At 35.2% G+C, this 16,134-nt stretch carries 15 protein-coding genes and 1 pseudogene; 8 read left to right on the plus strand and 8 right to left on the minus strand.

All coding sequences use genetic code 11. The annotated features are described in order from the left end of the window. Positions 1-781: 781 nt before the first annotated feature. From QQS35_RS06665 to QQS35_RS06680, 4 genes and pseudogenes are all read right to left on the minus strand, one after another. A pseudogene (locus QQS35_RS06665) lies at positions 782-1,626 on the minus strand (transposase). Positions 1,627-1,717: 91 nt separating this feature from the next. Further along, positions 1,718-2,125, minus strand: a complete 408-nt coding sequence (locus QQS35_RS06670) for a hypothetical protein (RefSeq protein ID WP_285931138.1) — start codon at positions 2,123-2,125, stop codon at positions 1,718-1,720. A gap of 38 nt (positions 2,126-2,163) precedes the next feature. After that, positions 2,164-2,385 carry a helix-turn-helix domain-containing protein gene (locus QQS35_RS06675; RefSeq protein ID WP_285931139.1) on the minus strand — a complete coding sequence of 74 codons (222 nt, stop codon included), beginning with the start codon at positions 2,383-2,385 and terminating at the stop codon, positions 2,164-2,166. Positions 2,386-2,395: 10 nt separating this feature from the next. Continuing rightward, on the minus strand, positions 2,396-2,872 hold the full coding sequence (locus tag QQS35_RS06680) for a DUF2975 domain-containing protein (RefSeq protein ID WP_285931140.1): 477 nt from the start codon (positions 2,870-2,872) through the stop codon (positions 2,396-2,398). A 564-nt stretch (positions 2,873-3,436) separates the two neighbouring features. On the opposite strand from QQS35_RS06680, the gene QQS35_RS06685 reads away from it, so the two are divergent. The 4 genes from QQS35_RS06685 to QQS35_RS06700 all read left to right on the plus strand — a co-directional run bounded on the left by QQS35_RS06685 (position 3,437) and on the right by QQS35_RS06700 (position 6,814). After that, on the plus strand, positions 3,437-3,697 hold the full coding sequence (locus QQS35_RS06685) for a glutaredoxin family protein (protein ID WP_285931141.1): 261 nt from the start codon (positions 3,437-3,439) through the stop codon (positions 3,695-3,697). Between the two features lie 89 nt (positions 3,698-3,786). Next, positions 3,787-4,176, plus strand: coding sequence for a YppG family protein (locus QQS35_RS06690; protein WP_285931142.1), 390 nt, complete (start codon positions 3,787-3,789; stop codon positions 4,174-4,176). A gap of 421 nt (positions 4,177-4,597) precedes the next feature. Further along, on the plus strand, positions 4,598-5,308 hold the full coding sequence (locus tag QQS35_RS06695; protein WP_285931143.1) for an alpha/beta hydrolase: 711 nt from the start codon (positions 4,598-4,600) through the stop codon (positions 5,306-5,308). Between the two features lie 3 nt (positions 5,309-5,311). Continuing rightward, complete coding sequence (locus QQS35_RS06700; RefSeq protein WP_285931144.1) at positions 5,312-6,814, plus strand: MFS transporter; 1,503 nt, start codon at positions 5,312-5,314, stop codon at positions 6,812-6,814. A gap of 18 nt (positions 6,815-6,832) precedes the next feature. Here the strand turns inward: QQS35_RS06700 and QQS35_RS06705 are convergent, their stop codons facing one another. Next, positions 6,833-7,744 carry a DMT family transporter gene (locus QQS35_RS06705; RefSeq protein ID WP_285931145.1) on the minus strand — a complete coding sequence of 304 codons (912 nt, stop codon included), beginning with the start codon at positions 7,742-7,744 and terminating at the stop codon, positions 6,833-6,835. A 330-nt stretch (positions 7,745-8,074) separates the two neighbouring features. Here QQS35_RS06705 and QQS35_RS06710 point away from each other — a divergent pair, with 330 nt between their 5' ends. Continuing rightward, positions 8,075-9,550, plus strand: a complete 1,476-nt coding sequence (locus QQS35_RS06710; RefSeq protein ID WP_285931147.1) for a DEAD/DEAH box helicase — start codon at positions 8,075-8,077, stop codon at positions 9,548-9,550. A 38-nt stretch (positions 9,551-9,588) separates the two neighbouring features. Here QQS35_RS06710 and QQS35_RS06715 read toward each other — a convergent pair whose 3' ends face one another. From QQS35_RS06715 to QQS35_RS06725, 3 genes are all read right to left on the minus strand, one after another. Further along, on the minus strand, positions 9,589-10,662 hold the full coding sequence (locus tag QQS35_RS06715) for a YkvI family membrane protein (RefSeq protein ID WP_285931148.1): 1,074 nt from the start codon (positions 10,660-10,662) through the stop codon (positions 9,589-9,591). A 182-nt stretch (positions 10,663-10,844) separates the two neighbouring features. Then, positions 10,845-11,291, minus strand: a complete 447-nt coding sequence (locus tag QQS35_RS06720) for a hypothetical protein (RefSeq protein WP_285931149.1) — start codon at positions 11,289-11,291, stop codon at positions 10,845-10,847. Between the two features lie 55 nt (positions 11,292-11,346). Next, positions 11,347-12,105 (minus strand): rhomboid family intramembrane serine protease, encoded by a 759-nt coding sequence (locus QQS35_RS06725; protein WP_285931150.1) that lies wholly within the window; start codon positions 12,103-12,105, stop codon positions 11,347-11,349. 706 nt (positions 12,106-12,811) lie between these two features. Here QQS35_RS06725 and acpS point away from each other — a divergent pair. The 3 genes from acpS to QQS35_RS06740 all read left to right on the plus strand — a co-directional run bounded on the left by acpS (position 12,812) and on the right by QQS35_RS06740 (position 15,938). Beyond that, entirely contained in the window at positions 12,812-13,168 is a 357-nt protein-coding gene (gene acpS / locus QQS35_RS06730; protein ID WP_285931151.1) for a holo-ACP synthase, read from the plus strand. Between the two features lie 179 nt (positions 13,169-13,347). Further along, on the plus strand, positions 13,348-14,865 hold the full coding sequence (locus QQS35_RS06735; protein WP_285931152.1) for an NAD(P)H-hydrate dehydratase: 1,518 nt from the start codon (positions 13,348-13,350) through the stop codon (positions 14,863-14,865). Positions 14,866-14,921: 56 nt separating this feature from the next. After that, the gene (locus tag QQS35_RS06740) at positions 14,922-15,938 is read left to right on the plus strand and encodes a LolA family protein (protein WP_285931153.1); all 1,017 of its coding nucleotides are present in this window, start codon (positions 14,922-14,924) and stop codon (positions 15,936-15,938) included. Positions 15,939-16,134 lie beyond the last annotated feature (196 nt).

Below are 16,134 nucleotides of genomic sequence, written 5' to 3' on the forward strand. Positions count from 1 at the left end.
TTGCAATGATGCTTGAGTGGTGCTACTCCGATTTCCACGGGCAAGAACTCAGCTCGTGGGACTGCGATTACTCGCCCCTACGAAAATCGTTGCTGCTCTCTAGGATAAGTTAAAGTGCTTACCAATCTATAGAAATCCTGCAAGAAAAAAACAATCCTACTAGAAAACTCTTTTTTTTAAAAAATTAGTAATTATTGTGATTTTTGTCACAGAAATAAATCCCTTGAAACGATAAGATAATTGTGAGATTGGGATGTCTCTGCTCTATATACTGATATAGGTATATGGGAACTACCTATATCGTGGAGAGTCTGGACGTACGGGTGCAGATTCTCCACTCAAGAAACGCTTATCATAGGATAGGCGTTTTTCGGATGAATGATTATATGGAGAATATCTTCTAGTTATGGCCAAGCTACCATGGTGAAAATTACAAGTATGAGAAAAGAACCGATTTAGATACTTTGAAGTAGAGTTTCTTATGTCCTCAAGTGATTTACTACGGAAGAATTTCCTTCAGTTTTCATTGTGGTGTCATTGCTTCATAATTCAACTAATTTGAAAACTACCTGTTGAAGTCCATCCAGACTGATTCCACGAACTTAGGATTACCTCAGTCACAACAGCAAACCCTTTGCCAGACTCACCAGCCCGTGCAGCGTTAATCACAGCATAAAGCAAGAAGGTTTGTTCGATTAGGTAAGTATAAATTCCGTTTAACCAGTTTTATTTATAAATGTTTATTTTTTTAGGGTATTCGGATTTTATGGTGGAAAAGGGCTTATAAGTCACCCTTTTCCAATTTCTTAATTAGTGTGGAAAAATCAACACCATAATTGCCTGTTATGACATGGTCTGTTACATCATGCCAATTGAAAGTATCATATAACATAGCCTTGCTGAAAGCGCCTGAATTAAATCGTGGCTTACGTTTCTTATGAAGGTTCTCATTAAACAGTATCTTGGCTCGTAACGCTTCAAATGAGTAGCCTCTACCCACATTCGTTCAACTTGCCTAATAATGCTGTTTATGGACTCTGTATAAGCGTTGGTGAGTCTTTTATCGAAGTAGTTGAAGATTTCATCTTGCCAGTTGTCTATGGCTCTCACAAGATCTTTGAAGGAGTCTTTAGATTTGCTCGATAAACAACGTTTTCTCCAATATCTATAACGATCTCTGCCCTCGTCTGGGTTAGCCGTATCCCATATCCGGTAGAATTCTTCTTTGAGTTCATGGGCTTCTTTCAGTTCAGGGATATTACCTAACCAAGTTTCCAAAAGAAATGCGTCTCGTTCATTCAAGTCATGTTTACGTTTAAGAAGTATATATCTCTCACGCATAAGAGTACGTCTTTCGTCAATGGATATAAGGCGTTCCCAAAATGTGGAACCACAATCACGACATTTGTAACGTCTACGGTTTAATTGTAAGCCCACTCGCTTTAAACGAATAGGCAAATCCATGATCAGTTGTTTTCGTAAACTGTGTTTATACAATTTATCAAATCCGCATTCGAGACAATGTTCGGGAGGTTTGATTGCCTCCACTTTAAACATCATATCGATTTCATTTTCTTGTGGTGGTTCTGTTGTTTTAAGGTCTGGTAGGAATAATAGGTCTGACATATTGTTCATCCTTTATTACGCTGTGGTGTTAAGGTACCAAGTATAGATTTGAAAAGAAATCATCATTATTAAATTACTCTGACAGATAAACTCATTTTACTCTTTTTAAATCGGCTTCCTTTATCGAATCACCAGTAATTTCGAAGAGGTATTCTTTGTTCGTCATTAGTTCAAGTGTAATTTCTTTCAATGGTATTCTATTTTCCTCTTTACCTATTAACACAAATTCAAATGTTGCTTCTCCTTCTAAGTCAAAGACTTCTTGATCAATATATTCTTTTCTAAGTGTGTCTCCTTTTTTTATTTTGGAACCATCAGCATTACTTATACCGCCTGTAATTTTATAAATGCTGATTTCAATCGAGTAAAAATCAAAATTAGCATTATTTGTTATACTTAAAATCATGTTATTCTTATTTGGTTCCATAGAATTATCCGTACAAGCCGATAAAAACATAACTATCAAAAATGAAATTGATAAAAGTAACGATTTCTTCATAAATTCTCAACCCCTTATTAAATTAATTATTTGATTATTTATTCTTGGGTATCTTTATCACTTTGATATTCAAGAATATCCCCAGGGTGACAATCCAAAGCCTTACAAATAGCATCTAAAGTTGATAATCGAATCGCTTTTGCTTTTCCATTTTTCAAAATAGAAATGTTAGCCATAGTGATTCCAACTCTTTCGGATAGTTCTGTTACACTCATTTTTCTTTTCGCTAACATCACATCAATATTGATTATAATTGCCACTGTGTTCACCTCAGACCGTTAAATCATTTTCCGATTTTATATCTAAAGCATTTTTTAATAATTTCTGAAGAACCGCAGTGAAAACTGCAATAACAGCAGAAGTAAAAATTATTGTAAATCCGATAACTGCTATTCCTGGTTGGGAAGCGTTTTGTGAAATAAGAAAGATAATCCCTATAACATATAAGATACTGATCGTAACTGCACAGTATTTTATATATTTTAAAGCCTTTACAGACAATTCCGAGAAAGCATTATTATTATCAATGTAATTTAAAAGTTTTAAAGCCTGATACAGGGCAATGAAAAATGGGATTGCTGTTATATATAGCCCGATTAAAATGGGATATTGCAAATAAGCAAACTCGGGATACATTTCTGCGGTATAATTTGCTAACCAAGGCAACAAAAATACACACAAAGCAAGTACCGTAATCCCAATAAGAAAAACAGCTACCTTTAAAAAGAGCGTTGTTCCCCGTTCCATAAAAAGCACCTCACTTATTTATCGTTATTATTATCCTAATACATAATTTATTGTATTACAATAAATTATTGTTATTAATTAATGTATTATTGTTGTTTTAATAATATATTTTTTTTAAAAAAAGCATCTCTTTTTAGACAGAGATGCTTCGATAAATATTCAGTGGGGTGTTTATCAAATTCCTCCATACAATAATTCGAATACCTAATACAGTCATAACAATAAGTTTCTTTTTTTCAGTATGTCGTGACACTCTTACAAGGCATTGCAAAATTCATTTGCAACACTCTTGTTAGTTAGAATATTTTAATTTCCCCATAACATATCACTCAACATTACACCAAATAATCCGATTTAGGCATCCATTGTTTTCAAACTCTTAAAAAGGTAATTCCACTATATATTCCGAAGACCCTTTTTTTTAAAAAAACCCAAATTGAAACGTTATCCATAAAAAGTGTGACGACATTAAAGAAAGCTTGGTATAAGAGGTTTACTAACATGTGAATCGGGTATAAAAATAATAATGAGAAAAAGGAAGAACGAAAAGGGGAGGCGACACCAATGAAAAAACAAGAAGTAGTTGTCTATGTAAGTAATAATTGCGATGATTGCGAAAAAGTACTCACCTTCTTAGATAGGCTAGGGGTCCAATTTCAGTTAAAAAATGTGACAGATAATCAAGATTACATGAGGGATTTGCAGAAACAGAAGATATATGCAACTCCAGTTGTTTTTATTGATGATTTGTCAATACTTGGTTTTCAAGAAGAAAGAATCATGCAAGTTCTTGGATTAGGATCGACTTCATATGGAGTCCGGTAATGATCAATTTTGTTGTAATTATTATTAACCAATTTCAGAGAAAATGCATAGGTTAATAATATAAAAACAAAGTTGAAAGAGGTGTTCAGATGTATAATCAAAGAGCGCCATTTTACCAAGGGCAAGGCTTTGATGGTAACTATTATGATCAGGCTTTTGGATATCAAAATTTTGACCCATATAATAATCAAACCGGACCAGTAACGCAAGGAAGTCCACAACCTCCATCTACACCTTATCAATATTTTGCTAAACCACAACACCCAACTAATTGGTTTCCAGCTGCACAACCTGTACAAGGTGGACAAAGCCAGAATTGGAGTCAGACCCAAAAAGGGATAATGACTTATTTTCAAGATAAAGATGGTCAAGTTGATATTGATAAAATGTTAAGCACTGTTGGTCAAATGGCAAACACCTATCATCAAGTATCTCCAATTGTTAAGGGGATTGGTTCATTTGTAAAGGGATTTAAATAAGCTATCAAGCCACCTTATCGTATTTACGACAGGAAAAGTAAAGAAAGTATAACTAGGGATGGCCAGTTACAATTGGTCATCCCCGACTTTAGGTCGCAAAATAACTAAGTCGTCTTTACTTTTCAACAAATATAAACAATTCTTTTTTTAATAGCTTAGAGATAGTCATTTTAATAAGATGTTGTTATTATCTTGTTTTAAAATTAATATTAATCTTCAGTTGATAAAAAATCTGTAGTAACTTTATTATGACTTCTTTGCATTCTTTCTAAGATGAGTACTAAGTCCATCGTTAAGTAAAAATATTCCCTTTTCGCAACAAAGTCTATTGGAACAGAGTTAACGGTCCGATTCTAATCATGAGTATGTTAATTTTGGGTATCATTATTAATAGAGGAAAATATGTAAAAGGGGCATAACTATGATTGGATGTATGTTTATTCATGGATTTACAGGTGGTCCGTATGAAGTAGAACCACTAGCAAACTATTTGAGAGAAGTAACCGATTGGTATGTCGAGGTGCCCTGTCTTCCGGGACATGGTGAAACATTACAATTAGACTCAGTCAACTATCAGCAGTGGGTAGAGTTAGCTGAATCTTCATTTAAACAAGTTGCTGAAAAATGTGACAAGGTTTATCTTATCGGGTTTTCAATGGGAGGAATGATTGCGTCATACCTTGCATCAAAGTATGAAGTGAATAAATTAATTCTTTTATCTACATCAAGGAAATATATTAGTTTTAGACAGATGACTATAGATATAGGTAGGTTTGCAATAGAGGGTATCAACGGTCAATTGAGAAGTAATAAGCTGTTCCAACACTATATGCAGAAAAAAGGACTTATACCAGTTAAAGCTTTTATAGAGTTTTTGAAGTGCATGAGGTTTACCAAACCACATCTAAAAAAAATCAAATGCCCAGTGCTGATTGCTCAAGGTATTCAAGATGGTATGGTACCATATAAATCGGTGTACTACTTGGATAAAGAAATTCCGGCTGAAACAGAAGTCATTTATTATCACGACTCGAAGCATCATATTTGTTTAGGCGACGACAAAGATACACTCATTCAAACCGTTTATTCTTACTTAAACCGAAAAAGTGAATACAATCATGAGGGGGTATAAAACGTGAAGTTAAAATTAAATAATGAAAAAACACTGATCAATCCACCATTTTATTATGGGTGGATTATTGTTTTTGTAAGCTGTTTAAGTGTGTTTTTTTCTGGACCTGGTCAAACTTTCTCAATATCTATATTTATTGACTATTACATAGCTGATTTTGAATACTCTAGATCATTTGTGTCGGGAATTTATTCGACTGCAACACTGTGTGCTGGATTTAGTTTGTTTTTTATAGGTCGTTTAGTTGATCGGTTCGGGCAACGAGTTATGATGACAATTGTAGGTGTGATGTTAGCGATTGCATGTATTTGGAACGCATTCATCACAGGAGCGGTTATGATGTTTATCGGTATATTTCTACTTCGCTTATTTGGTCAGGGGTCTATGACTTTACTACCAAACACCTTAGTGCCTAAGTGGTTTATGTCAAAAAGGGGGAGAGCGCTCAGTGTAATGACTGTCGGTGGTTTCGCGGGTTCAGCATTATTCCCACCACTTAATACATGGATTATAGGTGTGGTCGGCTGGCGGAGTGCTTGGTTGATTTTAGGTTTAGCATTGATTTTACTATTTGTCCCTCTTGCTATCTTACTTGTAAGAAATCAACCACAAGATATAGGAGAAACTCCTGATGGTAGTGGACTAAGAAGGGAAACAAATACTTCATTCAAACGGTGGAATATAAAAGACGTAACGAGAACGAAGACATTTTGGATTGTCTTGGTAATTATAAGTATCTTTCTTACCTACTGGTTATTAATTAGCTATCCAACAAAGATTGCAGCTACTTTTTGGATCACTTTACTCGTTCTTTCGGTTCCAGTAATGATTTTACTTAAAGTTAATAAAAAAAATAAAAAGTCTAATCATGAACAAGTAGTTAGTCCGAATGTGAAAGAAAATGAGATAAGTTGGAGTTTAAAAGAAGCGATGAGAACTCGAGCTTTTTGGTTTATACTTTTTTGCGTTAGTGTTCCTGCCTTAGTGAACACGGGTGTGACATTCCACATTGTATCGATTGCTGAAGGAAAAGGATTAACTGCAGGGACAGCTGCATTAGTATTGTCGTTAATGGCTATATTTGGTTTTCCTGTCAGTTTTGTTGTTGGTTATTTAGTTGATCGCTATGCAGTACATTACATACTTGCGGTTACATTTATAGGTCATATCGTGTCATTAGGAATATTGTGGTTTGTAGATTCCACTTTTACGGCTATCATTTTTGGAGTTGTTTGGGGCATTGTCAATGGATTTGAGCGGATTGCTCTAAATATTGTATGGCCAAACTATTTCGGAATGCGATACTTAGGGAGTATAAAGGGATTGGCACAAACAAGTATGGTAGTAGCGTCTGCCCTAGGTCCACTTCCATTTGGATTGTTTTATGATAATTTTGGAGGCTACCAAGAAGTAATTATTCTTGTTATGTTATTTCCAATTACAGCTGCTATTCTGGCATTACTTTCACCACAACCTAACTATGATTCGTATCAACAAGGAAAATAAAAAGCTGATCCAACGGGATCAGCTTTTTTTGCGTTCGGAGATAGTTATTTTTGTTTTTCTCGAGGTGCTTACAATAAATAAAAAAAGTCCAAAAATAACAATCGTACCACCAAGCCACTGTGTCCATGTAATTTGTTCTCCTAAAACGATGTAAGCAAGAATGGATGCACCAACTGGTTCAAAAACAATACCCATTGAAATAAAAGAAGTGCTGACCCATTTGAGTGCCCAATTAAATAAGGTATGCCCAAAAAAAGTAGGAACAATAGCAAGAGCAATGAAAATCCACCAATGGGTTGCTGGATAATTCACAAATGAATGTTGTAATACAATATTGTAAATAACTAAAGTAATGGAACTTATTCCATAGACAACAAAAGTGTAGGTCATAAGGGAAACTCGCTTCCGTACATTTTGCCCCATTAAAAAATATACGGTGATCATAATCGCTCCTATGATAGCTAACAAATCACCAAATAATGCAGCTCCATTGATTTGAAAGTCTCCATAGCCAATAATAACGCTACCTGTAAGAGCAATAAGCATACTGATAATAGCAGCGGGTGAAAAACGTTCTTTGAAAAACAAGTATGTTCCTAGAAAAGCAAATAGAGGTTGTAATGTTACAAGTACAACGGAGCTCGCGACCGATGTATAATTTAACGATTCAAACCAAAAAATAAAATGAAATGCTAAAAAAATACCAGCAAGTGCGGAAAAAAGCCAATCTTTTTTGGAAATAAGTTTAAACTCTTTATTATGTTTAAGGAGCACGTACGGTGCCATGATCAGCACGGCAAAAAGCAAGCGGTAATTTGCAATGATAGAGGCCGGAGCAGTATTAGCTAACTTTACTAACACAGCAGCTGAAGAGACTGATATTACTCCAATAATTATAGCGATAAATGGATTTAGGGGAGGTTTATTCATAAGTATCTCCTTGTATAAATATCATTTTTTCTTATTCTAACACTCAATTGTTTGAAAATCATTTCTAATACAGGTAGAATTAGTAAACAGAGTGTGATAAGATGTAATAATCCATGAGTGATCGCTAATAAGGCCTCTTCCGCGTGTGGAGGAAGGCTTTTTTCACGTTAAAAAGTTAGACTTATAAATAGTCTGTTCGAAGTTATCGAACATTAATAATAAAGTGAAAATAAATCGTTGTCGATAACCTCGACTAAAAACCGTGAATTTTAACGTGGTTAACATAAAGTGCTGACTATGAGATTTAGAAAAAAAGGAGTAGAAAGAAAATTGACTACATTTAAAGAACTAAGTGTTTCTAAACCAATAATGAAAGCTCTTGAACAAATGGGATTTGAGGAAGCTACACCCATTCAGGAACAAACAATTCCATTAGGTATGCAAGGTAAAGATGTTATTGGACAAGCGCAAACAGGTACAGGTAAAACTGCAGCATTTGGTATTCCAATGATTGAAAAGATTGATAAAGATGTGAAGAAAATTCAAGGGCTAGTTGTTGCCCCTACAAGAGAATTGGCTATCCAAGTATCAGAAGAAATACACAGACTTGGAAAGTTTAAGGGTGTTAAAACGCTTCCTGTTTACGGTGGTCAACATATGGATCGTCAAATAAGAGCGTTGAAAGACGGACCGCATATTGTTGTTGCAACGCCAGGTCGTCTTTTAGATCATATCCGTAGAAAAACAATTAATATTAGTAATGTTCACACAGCAGTGTTGGATGAAGCAGACGAAATGCTTAACATGGGTTTCATTGATGATATCCGTGACATCTTAAAATCAATTCCTGAACAAAGACAAACATTACTATTTTCAGCAACAATGCCAAAAGAAATAAGAGATATTGCTTCAACTCTAATGAAGAAGCCAGAAGAAGTAAAAGTGAAGTCTAAAGAGATGACTGTATCAAATATTGATCAATTTTTCGTTGAAGTACACGAAAAGCAAAAATTTGACACATTAACAAATTTACTTGACATTCATGCTCCAGAACTTGCTATTATTTTTGGACGTACGAAAAAGCGAGTAGATGAAGTAACAGAAGGTCTTCATGCTCGTGGATTTCGTGCAGAAGGTATTCACGGAGACCTAACTCAAGGGAAGCGTATGTCAGTCTTAAATAAGTTTAAAAGTGGACGTATTGAAATATTAGTTGCAACAGACGTAGCAGCTCGTGGCTTAGATATTTCAGGTGTTACACACGTGTATAACTTAGATGTACCACAAGATCCAGAAAGCTATGTACACCGAATTGGTCGTACTGGTAGAGCTGGTAAAGGTGGGGAAGCTATTACCTTTATTACTCCTAGAGAGATGCCGCACCTTCACTTAATTGAAAAGGTAACAAAGAGCAAGATAGCTCGTTTGACGCCACCTTCAATGGATGAAGCACGTCGTGGACAACAACAATTAACTGTTGAAAAATTAATCTCTACGATTGATAAAAAAGATTTACAAGATTATCGTGAAACTGCATCAGAATTATTAGAACAATATGATTCCGCAACTGTTGTTTCAGCTGCTTTAAAAATGTTAACGAAAGAGCGCCGTAATGCGCCGGTTACATTGACATCGGTTCAACCTGTAAGTGTTAAAGGTGGACCAAAAGGTGGTAAGAAAAACTACAGAGGTGGCAACAAACGTAATAATTTTTCTCAAAAAGGCAAGCCAACTGGAAGAAATCGCAAATTCCAAAATAAACGCGGGTCTAACAATAACAATAGCAACCGCCAACAAAACTATTAATTAATAAGTAAAATGCCACATATTTATGTGGCATTTTTTTATAATGATATTTCTTTTCTTTTAAAAAACCAGCTACATAACAAACCTATAAGTAAAATTGCACCACCATAACCTACAATGGGATAGAAATAATGTATGATTGTAGAAAAGCCTATTTGTCCCATGAGTAAAGCGGTGATGGTAGTTAGGATTATGATGGATTTATGACTTAGATTTTTGACAAAAGAAAACCGTGAAACAAATCCAAATAGATTACTAACTGCTGTTGTGTATATTTGTGCAACAAGTACGATAGTAAAGAGAAGCTTAAGAAGAGGTGAGATGTTGTGGGTAACTGTTAGCATCGGTACTTCTGCCAAAGATGAATCCATAATGGTTGTCATAATACTGTAATTTATAGCTACAATGCTAATACCTAATCCGAGTCCACCGACCAAAGCACCCCAGAACAATGTTTTACGCTCTTTTGTCTTTGCACCAAGTGGAGATAATATCGCTATTGCTATAATTAAATTTAGTGCTGTATAGCTTATTGCAGACATAAACCAGTTAGGAGAGATCGATTCTAATGTACGTGTGAAATTAATTTCTTCTTGTGAGAGAGAATTATTAACTAAACTAAATAATGTAACAAATAACATGAAAGCAAATAAGAAAGGAACAACATAGCTAATCGCATTGACAACAATCGTTAGTCCTTTTAAGACAGTTACTAATGTTATGATAGCCATAAAAATAGTGCCGATAATGGTTGGGATATTAAACTGTTCATATAAGATAGCACCTGTACCGGCAATCATTGTAGCTAAAGCACCGAATAAAATTATAGTAATGATAATGTCAATCATGCTTCCTATAATTAAGCCGTTGGCATGGCGTACAACAGTAACATAAGAATTTGCTTGTAGCTTGTGTCCTAAGACTAGGATGGTATAACCAAAGAAGAAAAAAAGAAGGCTAGATAACAAAATGCCCCATATCCCCATAACACCAAAAGTAGTAAAAAATTGAAGTACTTCCTGACCTGTAGCAAAACCAGCACCTACAATCGTACCTATGTATGTTGCTGCAATTTTAAAAATACTTCCTCCGTTTGTAGATAAATAATTCACTTAATCCCCCCAGTCAACCTTGGTAATATTATATAAAAAATTCACAATAAGTGGAAATTATCTTCTTGTAATTAGTTTATCATTTTCACAAAAAAATAGGCTTTGTTTTAGCAAAATTCTACTAAAGCGTTATAAATAAAAGCTGCCTACAAGCTAATTCTAGCGAGTAGGCAGCAATATAACTAGCTTATATATAAAGCGATTAGGGATATGGCGGGAATTGCGTTCACTGTTGCCATTCCTAGAAAAAGTAGTGTGTTGATATAAGGTTTGTGTTCAGCTGAATTATTTTGAGGTACCATTTGTAGTTCCCTATAAGCTAAAAGTACATGAACGGTTGCGAAAAGTAATACTCCCAAAATTATGATTGTAGCAACAGCAACACTGAAGTCTGTTATGATAACATCTTGTTTTAGAATAAAACCAACTATGATAAATAAAATGGGTAGTGTCGCTATTAAAGCAACCCGGATAAAATAACGTGACTGTTCTGTTTGGAGTATCTCTTGGTTTAATTTGTCATACTCCATTCTATATCGGACGCTTTTTATTAATTTTTTGAAAGAAATAAGGATTCCGAGTACTGAAATAACTGAAGCTAAAGCAAATAACCAAGCGGGATTAATCATATCAACCACTCCCATAAATTTTGTGAATAAGTTTGTTTATTTTTGAGTGTACATATTAAAAGAAGTTAGATAATAATCCAAAAAGTACTAAAAGGGCTATTATAGTCCAGATAATGGGACCAATATATTTCTTGTATCGGTATCTTTTTTTGTTCCAACGATTAGGATCAAAGGGTATGGATTCATCTTTAGTTCTCTTGCGATTTCTGTAAATCGAAAAAGGTTCTACGTTGTGTAAAATAATTGGACCAAAAGCGAGACCACTAATAACCCCAAATAAATGTGCAGATATATTAATGTTAGACTGAACAAATGTCATAACTAAACCAATGACTAAAATTGTTGTAACAATCTGCGCATTTGCACGATCAATTAAGTCTTTTCTAAGGAAAACCATGTATAGGTAGACTCCAAACAAACCATAAATGGCTCCAGAAGCACCTAGATGGGTATAATAGGGACTAGATTCCAAATAGTAAGTGAAAATATTAGCTATAATCCCCGTGGCTAAATAGACTAAGATAAACTTAAACTTTCCAAGCATCTGTTCTAATGCAGGTCCAAATAAGACTAAAGAAAAAGAATTGAATAGTACATGTGTCGTACCACTATGCAAGAAGATTGGTGTTATATGTCTCCAATACTCTCCCTGTTCAACTAATAAATTCACCCCTATACCCCATTGCAGTATAAAGTTGCCTAATGGAGAACCAAGTGCGATTAAAAGCCATATAACGAGTTGTATGGCTACAATTGTGCTTACAATTGGATAAAATCGAATGAAATCTTTAAAACTTTCTGTCCGAATAAACATAATAGTCTCCTTTAATTAAATTTCTACTTATATATAATACGTTACTAACTATGTTATTCACAAATAAAAACATTAGGTTATGTTGGATGACCTTTACTAGGTTAAGTTATACTTAACACAGTAAAAAAAATAAGGCTGTTTTCTGAGAGATGTTGTTATTTCATACTTAATATAAAGTTCGCATTAAATATTATTAACTTTTGTAAAATTCTTTTCTGTTTGAGTGTTGATTGAGATGTAGTATTTCGTTCTGGCAGAATACTCCGCTTTCCACGGGCGCGGCTTCAGCTAACTCAGAAGAAGATCGCTTCTGAGTGGATCTTCAGCTCGTGCTGTTCCCGTAGGAGTCTCCGTATTCTGCCTTCACTGTTTTAATTTTCTATTTAATGACGAGTTTATATCCACATTACTGTTTGTAGTGCAATTCATTTCTTTGTTTAAGAAAAATTACTCAAGCGGAGAAAAAATGCGAGACTCCAGTGGGAAAGGAACAGTCTGAAGGCCCCGCAGGGAGCGTCCTTTGCGAGCGAGGAGACTGAAGCGTTCCCCACGGAAAGCGAGTGTTTTTTCATAGCGCTTGATCAATACTCATCTTGTAAAGACAAAAGAAAATCACACTAAGATTAGTGCGGACTTTATATCAAGTTTGACGGTTGTAAAGCAATAATGGTTAAGAAAAGAGCCAAAAATAAAGGTTGGATTATTTATGATTAAAGGAATAGGTATAGATATTGTTGAATTAGAACGGATAAAAACTAGTCTGAATAATAGTAATCGTTTTTTGCAAAGGATTTTAACGGACAATGAAATAGAAATATATAGCGATTTACGTTCAGATAGAAGAAAATTAGAATTTTTAGCTGGTAGGTTTGCGGCAAAAGAAGCATACTCTAAAGCGGTCGGGACTGGAATAGGTAAATTGAGCTTTAAAGATATAGAAGTAATTAGGTTAGCAAGTGGCGCTCCAAAGCTTATTGTAAAAGATTCAAAATCGGCTAATATATTTGTTTCGATATCACATAGCGAGGCGTACGCAATTGCTCAAGTAATTATTGAAGAATAATCATAGAATTAAGAAATCAAATGTTAAGTGTTTAAATATAGCTCTATTTTCCCTGATAAGTCTAGCAATTAAAGAGAAAAACAATAAATAATTACTACACTTTTTTGGGACATGTTAGGCTAGTCTGCATAATCAGATAGTTTGTCTCATATATTTTAGTGCGGGTAGGAGGGAACATTGTGCATATTGTAACCGCAAAAGAAATGTACGAAATTGACCGTTTTGCAATTGAAAAAGGAGGGATAGATGGAAGGATATTGATGGAAAATGCCGGTAGAGCTATTGTTGATCAGATCACGAATCTAGTTGACAATACAGAACGTATTCTTGTTTTGGTTGGAAGTGGGAATAACGGAGGAGACGGCTTTGTTATTGCTAGAAACTTGCTAAATAAAGGTTATGAGGTAATTGTTTTACAATTAGTTGCTGATGAAAAGATTAAAGGTGATGCAGCATACCACAAACAATTATTTATTAATTTTAAAGGCAAAATTCAACTGGTTCAAGAAGTGACAGTAGTTGAGCAGTACTTGTCTAATGCGGATGTGGTTATTGACGCTATGCTGGGAATTGGTATTTCTGGTGAAGTGCGACAACCGTTCAAACAAGTTATTGAAGTTGTAAACAAGTTAGAGATGTTAACAATTTCTGTTGATATACCAAGCGGTGTACCAGCTGATGAAGGTGTTGCTAATTTCACTGCAATTAAAGCAGATTATACATTTGTGGTAGAACTACCAAAATTGAGTTTGTACCTAGAATATTGCTCTCCTTTTTATGGGCAGTGGAGATTAGTGGAAATAGGTTTACCACATACAACATTTTCACAGGATAACTTGATTGAAACTTGGAATCAAAAAAATGTAGTTGAAACTTTGCCTAAACGAAACCGGTATTCTCACAAAGGGAGTCATGGGAAGGGTTTAGTAATTGGTGGATCTCATACGATGCCAGGTTCCGTAGCAATGACTGCAAAGGCTGCATTACGTTCTGGTTCTGGACTGATCACGGTAGGTACTGTTCAAGAGGCAATACCATCTATCGCTTCTTATTGCATGGAAGCAACCTATATTTCTTTTTTAAGTAACGAAGGTATAATAACAGGTCTGCCAGCTATAGATTTTTCATCCTATGATGCACTCGCGATCGGGATGGGTATGGGACGTAGCGAATCTACAGCATCAATAACAAAAAAAGTTATAGTAGATGCGAAGATTCCAATTTTAATAGATGCAGATGGTCTGCAACATATCAAAGGTGATCTACCTTTGATAAAACAAAGACAGCATCCGACTGTACTCACACCACACCCAGGAGAAATGGCCATGTTAACAGGTTACTCTGTTAAAGAAATTCTTACTAGTCCCTTTAAGGTATCTAAGCAATTTGCACGTGAGCACGGTGTGTACTTAATTCTAAAAGGTGTTCATACGATTATTAGCGATCCTAATGGGAGACAGTGGGTAAATACAACAGGCAATGCCGGGTTAGCTAAAGGTGGAAGTGGAGATGTATTATCAGGAATTTTACTTTCTATGATGATGCAAAATCAGTCCCTAAATGATGCACTCACTAATGGTTGTTTTATCCATGGTGCATCTGCAGATATCTTAGTATCAGAACAACGTTCAAAACAAGACCTTGTTGCTACCGATGTTATTGATGGGTTGACTTCTGTATTTCGTACATTGATATAAATTGCGGTAAAATGCGTTCCCTTTGTCCATTGAAATGAGACAAAGGAGTTGTGACCATGAGAAAATATTTTGGCTTGGGGATCATCACCCTATTGATCCTAGTATTAGTTGCCTGTGGGGAAAAAACAAAAGAGGATGTAGTAAGCAAGTTAGAAGCTAGCTTAGAAGATATGAGTGGTTATCAAGCTCAGGCTATGATGAGCTTACAAACAGGCGAGGAAGCACAAACATACAATATTGATATTGCGCACAAGAAAAAGGCATATTATCGAGTGATATTGAAAAATGAAAAAGATGAAGAGGGTAGCCAAATTATTTTAAAGAACGATGATGGAGTATTTGTGCTTACGCCTGCTTTAAACAAAAGCTTTAAGTTCCAAAGTGATTGGCCTAATAATAGTAGTCAACCATATTTATACCAATCATTAGTCAAAGACGTATTAAATGACTCGGATTCAAGCTTTAAGTCTACGGATAGTTATTTCATTTTTGAAACAAAGACGAATTACCAAAATAACAATAATTTACCTTATCAAGAAATATACTTTGATAAAAAGACCTACACGCCTGTTATGGTTAAAGTACTTGATAAAGATAAAAAGCCTTTAGTTGAAGTTGAGTTCTCTAACTTTGAACTTAATCCAGAGTTTGCGGCGGATACCTTTGAAATCGAAAAGAATATGACAAGCAGTCTGTTAGGTATTCCGGCAATGGCAGAAGACAACCAAGATAGTGAATTAACCAGGTTATATCCAACAGAAAATTTAGGGGCGGAATTGGTTGAAGAGAAAGAAACTGAAACAGAAAATGGCACCCGTGTCATGCTTTCATATGAAGGCACGAAGAATTTTACGCTCGTACAAGAAAAAGCGAATGCTTATCCAACGAGTATGTCTAGTCCAGAATCCGTTGTAGGTGAGCCGGTAAGCCTTGGCTTTACAATGGGCGCTCTGAAGGCATCATCATTGGAATGGAGTTATAATGGAGTAGATTACTATCTAGCAAGTGAAGAACTAACAAAAGAAGAAATGGTTGAAGTGGCAAGTTCAGTAATTGGTCAATCTGTTAAATGATATAGGTATTAGGCAGGCTCTGTTGGGTCTGCTTTATTTTTTTGGCTCTTTTTCGCTAAATGTTGTTGCTTTAAAAGCTGTCGCACTTTTGATGTAAAGTCTGCACTAACTGCTATGTTGATTTCCGCTCCGGGCAGTCGCTTTCCGCGGACACGGCTTCAGCTAACTCAGAAGAAGACCGCTTCTGAGTGGATCT

The organism is Aquibacillus rhizosphaerae (assembly GCF_030282825.1).
GTDB classification, from domain to species: domain Bacteria; phylum Bacillota; class Bacilli; order Bacillales; family Amphibacillaceae; genus Aquibacillus_C; species Aquibacillus_C rhizosphaerae.

Bases quoted from the DNA above. Each gene is read 5' to 3' on its own strand.
- QQS35_RS06670 (WP_285931138.1), bottom strand. From the start codon at position 2,125: ATGAAGAAATCGTTACTTTTATCAATTTCATTTTTGATAGTTATGTTT.
- QQS35_RS06680 (WP_285931140.1), bottom strand. From the start codon at position 2,872: ATGGAACGGGGAACAACGCTCTTTTTAAAGGTAGCTGTTTTTCTTATT.
- QQS35_RS06685 (WP_285931141.1), top strand. From the start codon at position 3,437: ATGAAAAAACAAGAAGTAGTTGTCTATGTAAGTAATAATTGCGATGAT.
- QQS35_RS06690 (WP_285931142.1), top strand. From the start codon at position 3,787: ATGTATAATCAAAGAGCGCCATTTTACCAAGGGCAAGGCTTTGATGGT.
- QQS35_RS06695 (WP_285931143.1), top strand. From the start codon at position 4,598: ATGATTGGATGTATGTTTATTCATGGATTTACAGGTGGTCCGTATGAA.
- QQS35_RS06705 (WP_285931145.1), bottom strand. From the start codon at position 7,744: ATGAATAAACCTCCCCTAAATCCATTTATCGCTATAATTATTGGAGTA.
- QQS35_RS06720 (WP_285931149.1), bottom strand. From the start codon at position 11,291: ATGATTAATCCCGCTTGGTTATTTGCTTTAGCTTCAGTTATTTCAGTA.
- QQS35_RS06725 (WP_285931150.1), bottom strand. From the start codon at position 12,105: ATGTTTATTCGGACAGAAAGTTTTAAAGATTTCATTCGATTTTATCCA.
- acpS (WP_285931151.1), top strand. From the start codon at position 12,812: ATGATTAAAGGAATAGGTATAGATATTGTTGAATTAGAACGGATAAAA.
- QQS35_RS06740 (WP_285931153.1), top strand. From the start codon at position 14,922: ATGAGAAAATATTTTGGCTTGGGGATCATCACCCTATTGATCCTAGTA.